Source organism: Limnohabitans sp. 2KL-27, assembly GCF_001269345.1.
In the GTDB taxonomy this organism is placed as follows: Bacteria; Pseudomonadota; Gammaproteobacteria; order Burkholderiales; family Burkholderiaceae_C; genus Limnohabitans_A.
Genome location: NZ_CXOP01000002.1, coordinates 1,517,946 through 1,530,525, shown reverse-complemented (window position 1 = coordinate 1,530,525; position 12,580 = coordinate 1,517,946). Strand labels below are relative to the sequence as shown.

Here is a 12,580-nt window from a genome sequence, read left to right as displayed (position 1 = left end):
TTTCCACCTAAGGATTGCCTGTGAAATTGCCCCTTTTCTCGACGTCTTGCCAAACTGTCCAACGCACGGCCCTGGTTGCGGCCTTGGCCATTTCGGTCAGTGCTTGCTCCATTCTGGAAGAAGACAAGGTGGACTACAAAAGCGCGGCCAAGGCGCCCACACTGGAGATCCCACCCGACCTGAGCCAGCTGCGCCGAGACTCCCGCTACGCGATGGAGAGCAACTCCGCTACAGCTTCCGGCTTCCAAAGCGCCGGTGCACGCGTGGCCGATGCCGGCACCGCCGCGAACAGCTTGGGCGATGTGCGCCTAGAGCGCCAAGGCAACCAGCGCTGGCTGGTGGTCGCACGCCCGGCCGACAAGGTGTGGGAGCCTTTGAAGGAATTTTGGACCAGCAATGGCTTTGTCCTGACCACCGATTCCCCGGATGTGGGGATCATGGAAACCGACTGGGCTGAGAACCGCGCCAAAATTCCCCAAGACCTGATTCGCCGGACCTTGGGCAAGATGCTCGACTCCTTGTATTCAACGGGTGAGCGTGACAAATTCCGCACCCGCGTGGAGCGCAATGCACAAGGTGGCGTTGAGATTTACATCACCCACCGGGGCATGGCCGAGAACTACACCAGCTCACAAAAAGAACAGACCATCTGGCAACCCCGCGCCAGCGATCCCGAACTCGAAATCGAGTTTCTGCGTCGCCTGATGGTGAAACTGGGCGCTTCCCCCGAAGCCGCCAAAACAGCCGCCGCCGGTGCAACACCTGTCCAAGCGGCCACCGTCACCACCCTGGATGGACAAGCCACCATCCAAATCAATGACACACTGGACCGCGCTTGGCGGCGTACCGGCGTGGCGCTGGACCGCACCGGCTTCACAGTGGAAGACCGCGACCGCAGCAAAGGGGTCTATTTCGTTCGCTATGTGACGCCCGGCACCACCGGCGACCAGGAGCCCGGCTTTTTGGCCCGCATGTTCAGCAGCAAGAAAGAACAAGTGGCCTTGTCACGCTACCGAATCGCTTTGACCGACAATGGCAGCACCAGCTTTGTGCGTGTGCAAAATGCCAACGGTCAGCCTGAGACCTCGGGCAATGCCGAGCGCATCCTGAAGTTGTTGGCCAACGAACTGCGCTGAGGGCGCCCTGACCGGCGGCGGGCTGACCCGAGCCCGCTGTCACAACAGGTCGGCAAAAGCCCATAAAAAAACCCCGCATGGCGGGGTTTTTTATATGCGTCCCCGGCGCAAGCCGGGAATGCAGCCATTCATTACTTGGCAGCAGATGCGTCAGCAGCTGGAGCGGCAGCAGGTGCAGCAGAAGCGTCAGCAGCAGGTGCAGCTGGAGCAGCCACAGGAGCTGGAGCAGCAGGAGCAGCGGCTTCTTCTTTTTTGCCGCAAGCGGACAGAGCAGCAGCAGCGATGATGGCGGCCAAAACGAGGGACTTGTTCATGATGATTTTTCCTTATGGGGTTAAAACAATTTCCGGAAATTGTCGAAAGCAAACTCTAGAGCTGCTCAGACCGAGACAAAAGTACTCGAGCTCTTTTGTTCTCAGCCTGAAATTATATCGTTTTCCCTAGTGCCTCGCCGAACTGACGTCACTGAGCTGACGCGAACCCTTCAAACCACCCTTTCACTCGGGAAAGTCCTCACCGGGTTTCAACCAGTCGGCGACCATCCAATCCAGAAGAGCCTCCTGGGCGGAATCACTCAACATCGCACAAGAAGCTGCATTTAAACAACGTTTATCTGCCAATTGACGCAAGAAGCGGGCATCTTTGCCCGCCACCCGGAAACTTTCACCATTGATGAAGACGTGACGATCGTCGTACATCATTTTGGTGCGCCGATCGAGCTGCACGCCCGCCGACAAATCAGGCTCAACATCGGAGATTTCAAACCAGACATTGGACTTTGGCTCGGTCAGGTATTCCCCCAGCAAGCTGTCCAGCAAATTCGGATTTTGAAGCGCTTTATCTACCACTTGTCGCGCGAAGTCACCCAAAGACGGCGGAATGGCAGCAGGAGACGCCACTGCCATTTGTTTGGGATCCCGGTAAAGCGCATCGCCCAGACCCTCAAACGCCTCATCGGCCAAGCCCAGCAACAACTCTCGGGCCAACTCGCCTTCCTTGGGCGCCCGAAAACCCATCGACCAGGTCATGCACTCGCCCTCAGCGACACCCTCGTGGGCGTATTTGGGTGGCAGGTACAGCATGTCACCGGGGTTGAGTACGAATTCCTCTTCGGCCTCAAAATTTTGCAAGATCTTGAGCGGCACACCTGGCTGCAGGCTCAGGTCTTTGTTGCGGCCAATGCGCCAGCGGCGCTGGCCTTGGGCTTGCAACAAAAAAACGTCGTAGCTGTCAAAGTGTGGCCCCACACCACCGCCATCGGTCGCATAACTGATCATGACATCGTCAAGGCGCGCGTCGGGCACAAAGCGGAACTGTTGCATGAGCGCATGCACGCCGTCGTGGTGCAAGTCGACGCCTTGCACCAAAAAGGTCCATTTTTTCTGGCTTAAAGGCGGCAAGCTGCGCTTGACCAAAGGGCCATGCTTCATCTTCCAGCCCTTGGGCGAATCGACGATCAAACGCGACTCCACGCCCTCTTTTCCGGCCATCGCCACCAAATCGTTGCGGCCCACACAGGGCACAAAGCCCGGGATGGCGTTGCGCACCAGCAAAGGTTTTTTTTGCCAATGGCGTTTCATGAATTGGCTGGGAGTCAAGCCGCCCAGCAGGGCCAAGGGTTGTTCTGTGTTCATGGTGTCGATCGGGTGAACAGCACGCCAGGTGCCATCTGAAAGCCAAGGTAGCCCAAAAAAGGGGCCACCAAACTGCGACAATTGTCGTATGGAAATCAAGACACCTTCTGTGGTCGCACTGACCTGGACACTCAAAGACACGCTGGGCGAAGTTCTGGACACCCTGGACGAGCCTGTGGAATTTTTCATTGGCGGCCAAGACCTGCTGCCCAAGATCGAAGAAGCCTTGCAAGGCCACGAACGTGGCGCCAAGGTGGACCTGCATCTGGAGCCCGAGGACGCCTTTGGCGACTTCGATGAAAACCTGCTGTTTCTGGAGCCGCTCGCCCTTTTCCCTGAAGGCCTAGAGCCCGGTCTGACGATCGAAGGGACCGCCTTGCCCGAAGGCTGCCACCCCGACGCACCGCGCAATGCGCTGTACACCGTGACCGAAATTTACCCCGAGCACGTGGTGCTGGACGCCAACCACCCGCTGTCGGGCATCGCGCTGCGCTTGCACCTGAAGGTCGAATCGGTGCGCGAACCCACCGAAGCCGAGGTGGGCAGCGGCAGCTGCGGCACCGGATTTTTCAAAATTGAAGTGGGCGACGAGGGCAGCCAGACGATACCCACGCTGCACTGACCTCCTTGAACAGCGCCCGCCGAGGCGCTTATTTTTTGCCGGTCGAGCCGTAGCCGCCCTCGCCCCGCTCGCTGGGCGCATCAAACTCGGCGACCACGTTGAAGTTGGCCTGCAGCACCGGCACGATCACCATTTGGGCAATGCGCTCCATCGGCTCGATCGTGAACGCGACATCGCTGCGGTTCCAGGCACTGACCATCAGCTGCCCCTGGTAATCGCTGTCGATCAAGCCCACCAAATTGCCCAACACGATGCCGTGCTTGTGGCCCAAGCCCGAGCGCGGCAGCAGCATGGCGGCGTAACCCGGGTCTTTGAGGTGCACGGCAATGCCGGTGGGCACCAATTGCCAGGCGTTGGGCTGCAAGGTCAAAGGGGCATCCAGGCAGGCCCGCAAATCCAGGCCAGCGCTGCCCGGTGTCGCATAGGCGGGCAGCTGATCGACCATGCGGCTGTCGATGATTTTGAGATCGATGTTCATAAAGACTCCGGAATCCATACACAAACCGCCGGTCCCGTGAGACGAGGCGCGGGAAATAGCTATCAGCCCAAGCGACGGGCAATATCGGCGATGAGCTGCTGTGCCAGCGCCTGTTTGCTGGCGTGCGGCAGTTCGCGCGCTCCGGCTGCGTCCACCAGCAACAAGGCGTTGTCGTCTTGCCCGAAGGTGGCGGGGCCAATATTGCCCACCAGCAGCGGCACCCCTTTGCGGATGCGTTTGGCCGTGGCGTGCGCCAACAGGTCATGGCTTTCGGCGGCAAAGCCCACGCAAAACAAATCGCCCTTTTGTGCCGCAGCCGACTGGGCCACGGTCGCCAAAATGTCGGGGTTCTCCACAAAGCTCAGCTCGGGCGTTTGGCCTGTGCCGTCTTTTTTGATTTTCTGCTCTGCCGAAGTGGCCGGCCGCCAGTCGGCCACGGCAGCGGTGGCCACGAAAACACCTCGGGCAGGGACATGGCCTTGCACGGCCTCGAGCATGTCACGGGCAGAGCGCACGTTCACGCGCTGGACGCCCCGGGGTGTGGCCAGGCTCACCGGGCCAGCGATCAAAGTCACCTCGGCCCCGGCCATGCGTGCCGCGCGGGCAATGGCAAAACCCATCTTGCCGCTCGACAAATTGGTGATGCCGCGCACCGGGTCAATCGCCTCATAGGTGGGTCCGGCCGTGACCAGCACCGCCTCGCCCGCCAGCACCTTGGGGGTGAAGAAGGCTTCAAGTTCTTCCAGAATCTCCTCGGCTTCGAGCATCCGTCCATCGCCGGTTTCACCGCAGGCCTGATCGCCCTGCCCCACATCCAGCACATGGATGCCGTCCGCCTTGAGCTGCGCCACATTGCGCTGGGTGGCCGGGTTGGCCCACATCTCGCGGTTCATGGCGGGCGCCACGATCAGCGGCACTTGCTCAACTGGCCGGGCCAGGCACATGAGGCTGAGCAACTCATCGGCCCCGCCATGCAGCAGTTTGGACATGAAGTCGGCACTGGCCGGGGCCACCACAATCGCATCGGCCTCGCGGCTGAGGTTGATGTGCGCCATGTTGTTGGCCTCGCGCGGGTCCCACTGCGAGGTGTAGACCGGCCGGCCAGACAAGGCCTGCAGGGTCACCGCCGTCATGAAGTGCTCGGCCGCCTCGGTCATCACGATCTGCACGGTGACGCCGGCCTTGACCAAGGCGCGGCAGAGTTCTGCCGACTTGAAGGCCGCAATGCCGCCCGACAAGCCCAGAACGATGTGTTTTCTAGCCAATGTGCTCATGCCGGGGAATGTAGCAGACGCGACTGTCTATAATCACGATTTCCACCTACCGGGGGCCGATGGCTCCCGTCTTGGACATGACCAAATTCGTCTTCGTCACCGGCGGTGTGGTGTCTTCCCTGGGCAAGGGAATCGCCTCCGCCTCGCTCGCCGCACTCCTTGAATCGCGCGGCCTCTCTGTCACCCTCATCAAACTCGATCCCTACCTCAATGTGGACCCCGGCACCATGTCGCCGATCCAGCACGGCGAGGTGTTTGTGACCGACGACGGCGCAGAAACCGACCTCGATTTGGGCCACTACGAGCGCTTCATCAACACCCGGATGAAGAAGGCCAACAACTTCACCACCGGCCAGATTTACAAAAGCGTGCTCGAAAAGGAACGCCGCGGCGACTACCTGGGCAAGACCGTGCAGGTCATCCCCCACGTCACCAATGAAATCCAGGATTTCGTCAAGCGTGGCGCGGGCTACGGCACGCCCGAGGCCGTGGATGTGGCCATCGTCGAGATTGGCGGCACCGTGGGCGACATCGAATCCTTGCCATTTTTGGAGGCCGTTCGCCAACTCAGCCTGCGCCTGGGGCCCAACAACGCGGCTTTTGTCCACCTGACCTACGTGCCTTGGATTGCGGCAGCGGGCGAACTCAAGACCAAGCCCACCCAACACACGGTGCAAAAATTGCGCGAAATCGGCATCCAGCCTGACGCCCTGCTGTGCCGCGCTGACCGCTACATCCCGGACGATGAGCGCGACAAAATTTCGCTGTTCACCAACGTGCAAAGCTGGGGCGTGATCTCCATGCCCGACGTGGACACCATCTACAAAGTGCCCCGCGTGCTGCACGAGCAAGGCTTGGACGGCCTGATCTGCGACAAACTGCGCCTGAGCACACCACCGGCCAACCTCAAACGCTGGGATGATTTGGTGCACGACACCGAGCACCCGCAAGGCGAAGTGACGATTGCCATGGTGGGCAAATACGTCGAGCTGTCTGACAGCTACAAATCGGTCAACGAAGCGCTACGCCACGCCGGCATGCGCAACCATGTGCGCGTGAAAATCGAGCACATCGACTCGGAAACCATCACCCACGAAACCGTGGCCAGTCTGGCCCAGTATGACGGCGTGCTGGTGCCCGGCGGTTTTGGCAAGCGCGGCGTCGAGGGCAAGATCGAAACCGCCCAATTCGCCCGCACCCACAAAGTGCCTTACCTGGGCATTTGCCTGGGCATGCAGGTGGCCACCATCGAATACGCCCGCCACATGGCTGGGATGAAAGACGCCAACAGCACCGAGTTCGAACCCGAGACGCCCTTTCCCGTGATCGCCCTGATCAACGAATGGAAAGACGCCGACGGCTCCATCCAAGTGCGTGACGCCAACTCGGATCTCGGCGGCACCATGCGCCTTGGCGCGCAAAGCTCCGATGTGGCCAAAGGCACACTGGCGCACCAAATTTATGGCGATGTGGTGACCGAGCGCCACCGCCACCGCTATGAAGCCAACGTGAATTACTTGGACGCCCTGCGCCAAGCCGGTCTGGTGATTTCGGCCCTGACCCAGCGCGAGCAACTGACCGAAATCGTCGAATTGCCGCAGACCGTTCACCCCTGGTATGTGGGCGTGCAGTTCCACCCCGAATTCAAGTCCACACCTTGGGATGGCCACCCCCTGTTCAATGCCTTCGTCAAGGCGGCGATTGCACATCAGGCCGCCGCATGAAATTGCCAACGCAACGGAGCAAGCCATGAAACTTTGCGGATTTGATGTCGGCCTGGATCAGCCTTTCTTCTTGATCGCGGGCACCTGCTCCATCGAGGGCCTGGAGATGTCCATCGAGGTGGCTGGGCGCCTCCAAGAGGCCTGCACCGCCCTAGGCATCCCGCTCATTTACAAAGGCTCTTTCGACAAAGCCAACCGCTCCTCGGGCAGCACCCAGCGCGGTGTGGGCATCGATGCGGGCCTGAAAATCCTGGACGAGGTGCGTCGCCAAATCGGTGTGCCCATCCTCACCGATGTGCACGAGGAGTCGCAGGTCAAAACCGTCGCCAGCGTGGTCGACGTGCTGCAGACCCCCGCCTTTTTGTGCCGCCAGACCGATTTCATCCGCGCGGTGGCGCAGTCGGGCAAGCCGGTGAACATCAAGAAGGGCCAGTTTTTGGCCCCTTGGGACATGAAAAACGTCATCGACAAAGCCCGCAGCGCAGCGCGCGAAGTCGGTTTGCCCGAAGACAATTTCTTGGCCTGCGAGCGCGGTGTGAGCTTTGGCTACAACAACCTCGTGGCCGACATGACCAGCCTGGCCGAGATGCGCAAAACCGGCGCGCCTGTGGTGTTCGACGTGACCCACTCGGTGCAAAAGCCCGGCGGCCAAGGCACCAGCAGCGGCGGTGCGCGCGAGATGGTGCCTGTTCTCGCCCGCGCTGGCGTGGCCGCCGGTGTGGCGGGCCTCTTCATGGAAACCCACCCCAAGCCTGCCGAGGCCTGGTCGGATGGCCCCAACGCCGTGCCGCTGGGCAAGATGCGGGCCCTGCTGGAAACCCTGGTTCAGCTCGATGCCGTGACCAAGAAAAACCCATTTTTAGAGGATGACTTTTCATGAGCGGCTACATCATCGCGCACGTCCAGGTGACCAACCCCACCCAATACGAAGAGTACAAAAAATGGTCCACGGCCGCCATGAAAACGGCAGGCGCCGAAGTCTGCGTGCGCGGTGGCCAGGTGCAAGTGCTCGAAGGCGACTGGGCACCCGAGCGCATCGTTGTGCTGAAGTTTCCCTCGTTCGAGGCCGCCAAGGCTTTTTATGAACTGCCCGAATACCTGAAAGCCCGCGAAGCCCGCGCAGGCGCCGCCATCATGCGCATGGTGGCCGTCGAAGGTGTCTGAGCCGCCGGCCTGTGGAACCGTTTTATTTTTAAATTGAGAGAGTTGAAAAATGAGTGCAATCGTTGATATCGTCGGCCGAGAAATTTTGGACAGCCGTGGCAACCCCACCGTCGAATGCGACGTGCTGCTGGAGTCCGGCGTCATGGGCCGCGCGGCGGTGCCGTCGGGCGCGTCCACCGGCAGCCGCGAAGCCATCGAGCTGCGAGACGGCGACAAGAGCCGATACCTGGGCAAAGGCGTGCTCAAGGCTGTGGAGCACATCAACACCGAAATTTCCGAAGCCGTGTTGGGCCTGGACGCTTCTGAGCAAGCCTTTTTGGACCGCACCCTGATCGACCTGGACGGCACCGACAACAAGAGCCGCCTGGGCGCCAACGCCATGCTGGCCGTGTCCATGGCCGTGGCCCGCGCGGCGGCCGAAGAGTCCGGCCTGCCTTTGTACCGCTACTTTGGCGGCATGAACGGCAACCAGCTGCCCGTGCCCATGATGAACGTCATCAACGGCGGCGCGCACGCCAACAACAACCTGGATTTGCAAGAGTTCATGATCATCCCCGTGGGCGCACCGTCGTTCCGCGAGGCCGTGCGTTGGGGCGCTGAAGTCTTCCACGCCCTCAAGAAAATCATCCACGACAAGGGCATGAGCATTGCTGTGGGCGACGAAGGCGGCTTTGCCCCCAACATCGACAGCCACGAAGCGGCCATCCAGATGGTGCTGGACGCGATTGCCGCAGCCGGTTACACCGCTGGCGAGCAGATCGCCATTGGCCTCGATTGCGCGGCCAGCGAGTTCTACAAAAACGGCCAATACGTGCTGGCCGGTGAAGGCGGCATCAGCCTGACGTCCGAGCAGTGGACCGACATGCTGGCCACCTGGTGTGACAAGTACCCCATCATCAGCATCGAAGACGGCATGGCCGAAAGCGACTGGGATGGCTGGAAAGTGCTGACCGACCGTTTGGCCAAAAACGTGCAGATCGTGGGTGACGACCTGTTCGTGACCAACACCAAGATCTTCAAAGAAGGCATTGACAAAGGCATCGCCAACTCGATCCTGATCAAGATCAACCAAATCGGCACTTTGACCGAGACCTTTGAAGCCATCGAAATGGCCAAGCGTGCCGGCTACACCGCCGTCATCTCGCACCGCTCAGGCGAGACCGAAGACAGCACCATCGCCGACATCGCGGTGGGCCTGAACGCTGGCCAAATCAAAACCGGCTCCATGAGCCGCTCAGACCGCATGGCCAAATACAACCAGCTGCTGCGCATCGAGGAAGACCTGGGCGACGTGGCCGTGTACCCGGGTCGCAGCGCTTTTTACAACCTGCGCTGATCGCCGATGGGCAACCGCCTCGTTCCGATCGTGCTGATCGCCTTGCTGGCGATCATCCAGGCCCAGCTGTGGTTGGGCAAAGGCGGTGTGCCCAGTGTGGCCGAGCTCGAGCGTGAACTGCAGCAACAAAAAATGGCCAATGAAGAGGCACGGCTGCAGATCGAGCAACTCCATGCCGAGGTCAATGACCTCAAAGAAGGTCTGAACATGGTCGAAGAGCGGGCTCGCCAAGAGCTGGGCATGGTCAAACCCAACGAAATCTTCGTACAAATCGCCAAATGATGTCCACAACCGAGGTGGCTGGTTTCGTACTGGCCTTGGTGATGGTGGTCTGCAGCATCAAGGAGCTGCACTGGAGCTGGCCGCTGGCCATCGCCAGCTCGGTCCTGTACTTCTTTGTGTTCAAGGGCAGCCTGCTGTACGGCGAGGCCGGCTTGCAAATTTTGTTTGCGGCTTTGGCCCTCTGGGGCTGGTGGCAATGGCTGCGCAAGGGCGCGGATGCGCAACCTGCCCTGGTGATCCAGCGGCTGTCGAGCCGGGGTTGGTGGTGGGTGCTGATCGCCAGCGCCTTGTTGTGGCCCGCACTGGCCCTGCTGCTGCAACACTTCACAGACAGCGATGTGGCCTGGTGGGATGCCTTGCCGACCGCCCTGAGCTTGGTCGGCCAGGTCCTTTTGGGTCGCAAATACATCGACAACTGGCGGGTCTGGGGGGTGGTCAACGTGATCAGCGTGGCGCTGTTTGTACACAAAGAACTCTGGCTGACCGCCCTGCTCTATGTTTTGTTCACCGCCATGAGCGTGTGGGGCTGGCGCGCTTGGCAGCGCAAACTGCAGATGCAGACCGCATGACCCCCATAAAGCGCATCGCCCTTGTGGGCGCTGAAAGCACTGGCAAATCCTGGCTGGCACAGGCCTTGTCCAGCGCATTGCGCGCACGGGGACACGCCCTTGTCACCGTGGATGAAGTCCTGCGACAGTGGTGCGCACGCGAAGGCCGTACACCGCAGGCTCACGAACAAATGGGCATCGCGATTGAGCAGGCCCGCGCCGTGACACAAGCCCCGCCGGGCTGGCTGATTGCGGACACGACCCCCCTCATGACGGCGGTTTACAGCCATATGCTGTTTGACGACGACAGTCTTTACCCCATGGCTTTGGCACACCAAGCCCTGTACGACATCACCTTGGTCACCGGGCTGGACCTGCCCTGGGTAGCCGATGGACTGCAGCGCGACGGCCCACACGTGCGTGGCCCGGTGGACACGCTGTTGCGTCGGGCACTGGAGCGCGCGGGAATCAACTACCGCGTGGTTTACGGACAAGGCCACCAACGACTGAACAATGCTTTGCTGGCCTTGGGGCTGTCGGGTGAAGACGATGCGGCCCGCACGACCCGAGAAAACGCCCAATTTGCCATCAATCAGGGCCGCACCGTGTGGCAATGCAACGAATGCAGCGACCCGGCGTGTGAACACCAACTGTTCACAGGGCTGCTGGCCAAGCGATCAGACTGAAAACTCCTCTGGGAGGTCGCCCCCGCGGCCAAACGCGCGCCGTGGCAGGCTCCATCATTCGCGAGCAGGGGCTCGCGCCCACCAACGTTTCAGTGCACCGTGCCGCCGGGCAAATCGGTGGGCAGACCTGTGAACAGGCCCGCAGCATCCACCGGGTCAAAGCGGTATTGCGCACCGCAAAAGTCGCAGCCCACTTCCACTTGGCCCTGCTCGGCGATGATGCCCTCCACCTCTTCGGTGCCCAAGCTGCGAATCATGTGGCCCACCCGCTCGCGGTTGCAGCGGCAGGCAAAGCGGGGGCCGGACTCGCCCATGAGGGGCTCAAAACGGGCCAGCGGCTCTTCCCAATACAGGCGGTGCAAGATGGTTTCGGCGTCCAGCCCCAGCAGCTCTTCGCGCTTGAGGCTCTTGGTCAGGATCGCGATGCGGCTGAAGTCTTCGCTTTGGCCGAGCACCGACTCCCGCATGAGCGAATCCACCTGCCCGGCCAGATTGCCCTGACCTTCGATGGGCAAACGCTGAATCAGCAAGCCCGCCGCGACCTGGTCGTCGGCCGCCAGCACCAGCACGGTGTCGAGCTGTTCAGATTGCAGCATGTAATGCTCGAGCACCTCGCTGATGTTCTCGAGCTTTTCGCCCCGGTCGCCAAACAAAGGCACCACACCTTGGTAAGGCTGCTGGCCAGGCAAACGGTCTTGCGGATCGAGGGTGATGGCACAACGTCCGGCGTTGTTCACGTTCACCATCTGGCTCAGCGTCGCGTCTTCGGCCACCTCGCCCACCTGCGTGCAGGTGGCCCGCAGACTCAAATCGGGCTGCACCTCGACCACCCCCAACTTGACCGGGCCATCGCCAAAAATCTGCAGGACCAAAGCGCCATTGAACTTGATGTTGCCCTGCATCAGCACGCCGGCTGCGGCCATCTCACCCAGCAGCTGGCGCACCGGCGCGGGGTAGGCGCCCGTCTCGGAGTTGGCGGCGCGGCGCGCCAGGATGTCTTGCCAGGCATCGGTCAGGCGCACCAGCATGCCGCGCACCGGCAGGCCTTCAAAAATGAATTTATGGAGTTCGGACAAAGTGCAATCAACAGCCCCGTGGGGCCGATCCTCAAAAGTTAAAAAGCGTTTGGACTGGCCAAAAAATCATCCGAAATGTCAGCTGATTTTTTTCAGGCCTGCCTTGAATCGGCGGGCGTTTTCTACGTAATGGCGGGCGCTTTGGCGCAGGCCTTCGATCTGCTCAGGGCTCAACTCGCGCACCACCTTGGCGGGGGTGCCCATGATCATCGAGCCATCGGGAAATTCCTTGCCCTCGGTCACCAGCGAACCGGCACCCACCAGGCAGTTCTTGCCAATCTTGGCACCGTTGAGCACCACCGCGCCAATGCCGATCAAAGACTCATCGCCAATCGTGCAGCCGTGCAGCATGACCATGTGGCCCACGGTGACGTGCTTGCCCACCTTGATCGGTTTGCCGTGGTCGGCGTGCATCACGCTGCCGTCCTGGATGTTGCTGCCCTCGCCGATTTCAATCGTCTCCGTGTCGCCACGCACCGTCACGCCAAACCAAACACTGGCATCGGCCGCGATCTTGACCGCGCCCATGACCTGCGCGTTGTCGGCCACCCAGGCGCTGTCGGCGACGTTGGGGGTTTGATCATCCAGTTGGTAAATGGCCATGGCGGTCTCCTGTCGGT

The 12,580-nt window shown here is 60.9% G+C and carries 15 protein-coding genes; 9 read left to right on the top strand and 6 right to left on the bottom strand.

Features of this window, described 5'->3' with window-relative positions; genetic code table 11:
- The first annotated feature begins 26 nt into the window (after positions 1 to 26).
- Positions 27 to 1,136, top strand: coding sequence for an outer membrane protein assembly factor BamC (bamC, locus tag LHAB_RS10205; protein WP_228763464.1), 1,110 nt, complete (start codon positions 27 to 29; stop codon positions 1,134 to 1,136).
- Between the two features lie 131 nt (positions 1,137 to 1,267).
- Here bamC and LHAB_RS10200 read toward each other — a convergent pair whose 3' ends face one another.
- Both LHAB_RS10200 and LHAB_RS10195 read right to left on the bottom strand, forming a co-directional pair.
- The gene (locus LHAB_RS10200) at positions 1,268 to 1,450 is read right to left on the bottom strand and encodes a hypothetical protein (RefSeq protein WP_090045956.1); all 183 of its coding nucleotides are present in this window, start codon (positions 1,448 to 1,450) and stop codon (positions 1,268 to 1,270) included.
- A 183-nt stretch (positions 1,451 to 1,633) separates the two neighbouring features.
- Positions 1,634 to 2,770 (bottom strand): cupin domain-containing protein, encoded by a 1,137-nt coding sequence (locus tag LHAB_RS10195; protein WP_090047894.1) that lies wholly within the window; start codon positions 2,768 to 2,770, stop codon positions 1,634 to 1,636.
- An 88-nt stretch (positions 2,771 to 2,858) separates the two neighbouring features.
- On the opposite strand from LHAB_RS10195, the gene LHAB_RS10190 reads away from it, so the two are divergent.
- Entirely contained in the window at positions 2,859 to 3,392 is a 534-nt protein-coding gene (locus LHAB_RS10190) for an FKBP-type peptidyl-prolyl cis-trans isomerase (protein WP_090045954.1), read from the top strand.
- 28 nt (positions 3,393 to 3,420) lie between these two features.
- On the opposite strand, the gene dut is transcribed toward LHAB_RS10190, so the two are convergent.
- Both dut and coaBC read right to left on the bottom strand, forming a co-directional pair.
- On the bottom strand, positions 3,421 to 3,870 hold the full coding sequence (gene dut / locus LHAB_RS10185) for a dUTP diphosphatase (RefSeq protein WP_090045952.1): 450 nt from the start codon (positions 3,868 to 3,870) through the stop codon (positions 3,421 to 3,423).
- 62 nt (positions 3,871 to 3,932) lie between these two features.
- Positions 3,933 to 5,144 carry a bifunctional phosphopantothenoylcysteine decarboxylase/phosphopantothenate--cysteine ligase CoaBC gene (gene coaBC, locus LHAB_RS10180; RefSeq protein WP_090045951.1) on the bottom strand — a complete coding sequence of 404 codons (1,212 nt, stop codon included), beginning with the start codon at positions 5,142 to 5,144 and terminating at the stop codon, positions 3,933 to 3,935.
- A gap of 77 nt (positions 5,145 to 5,221) precedes the next feature.
- Here coaBC and LHAB_RS10175 point away from each other — a divergent pair, with 77 nt between their 5' ends.
- From LHAB_RS10175 to LHAB_RS10145, 7 genes are read left to right on the top strand one after another with little or no spacing between them, the layout of a single operon-like run.
- Complete coding sequence (locus LHAB_RS10175) at positions 5,222 to 6,868, top strand: CTP synthase (RefSeq protein WP_090047892.1); 1,647 nt, start codon at positions 5,222 to 5,224, stop codon at positions 6,866 to 6,868.
- Between the two features lie 25 nt (positions 6,869 to 6,893).
- Positions 6,894 to 7,748 (top strand): 3-deoxy-8-phosphooctulonate synthase, encoded by an 855-nt coding sequence (gene kdsA / locus LHAB_RS10170; RefSeq protein ID WP_090047891.1) that lies wholly within the window; start codon positions 6,894 to 6,896, stop codon positions 7,746 to 7,748.
- Complete coding sequence (locus LHAB_RS10165) at positions 7,745 to 8,032, top strand: DUF1330 domain-containing protein (RefSeq protein ID WP_090045948.1); 288 nt, start codon at positions 7,745 to 7,747, stop codon at positions 8,030 to 8,032. Before kdsA ends, LHAB_RS10165 begins: the two co-directional genes overlap by 4 nt.
- A 49-nt stretch (positions 8,033 to 8,081) precedes the next feature.
- Positions 8,082 to 9,368: a phosphopyruvate hydratase gene (eno, locus tag LHAB_RS10160; RefSeq protein WP_090045946.1), complete on the top strand. Its 1,287-nt coding sequence runs from the start codon at positions 8,082 to 8,084 to the stop codon at positions 9,366 to 9,368.
- A gap of 6 nt (positions 9,369 to 9,374) precedes the next feature.
- On the top strand, positions 9,375 to 9,650 hold the full coding sequence (ftsB, locus tag LHAB_RS10155) for a cell division protein FtsB (RefSeq protein ID WP_090045943.1): 276 nt from the start codon (positions 9,375 to 9,377) through the stop codon (positions 9,648 to 9,650).
- The gene (gene pnuC / locus LHAB_RS10150) at positions 9,647 to 10,219 is read left to right on the top strand and encodes a nicotinamide riboside transporter PnuC (protein WP_228763407.1); all 573 of its coding nucleotides are present in this window, start codon (positions 9,647 to 9,649) and stop codon (positions 10,217 to 10,219) included. Before ftsB ends, pnuC begins: the two co-directional genes overlap by 4 nt.
- The gene (locus LHAB_RS10145; protein ID WP_090047887.1) at positions 10,216 to 10,884 is read left to right on the top strand and encodes an AAA family ATPase; all 669 of its coding nucleotides are present in this window, start codon (positions 10,216 to 10,218) and stop codon (positions 10,882 to 10,884) included. The genes pnuC and LHAB_RS10145 overlap by 4 nt, the downstream gene beginning before the upstream one ends.
- Before the next feature lie 89 nt (positions 10,885 to 10,973).
- On the opposite strand, the gene LHAB_RS10140 is transcribed toward LHAB_RS10145, so the two are convergent.
- Both LHAB_RS10140 and LHAB_RS10135 read right to left on the bottom strand, forming a co-directional pair.
- Entirely contained in the window at positions 10,974 to 11,960 is a 987-nt protein-coding gene (locus LHAB_RS10140) for an Hsp33 family molecular chaperone HslO (protein WP_090045941.1), read from the bottom strand.
- Positions 11,961 to 12,038: 78 nt separating this feature from the next.
- Entirely contained in the window at positions 12,039 to 12,563 is a 525-nt protein-coding gene (locus tag LHAB_RS10135; RefSeq protein ID WP_090045939.1) for a gamma carbonic anhydrase family protein, read from the bottom strand.
- Positions 12,564 to 12,580: the final 17 nt, after the last annotated feature.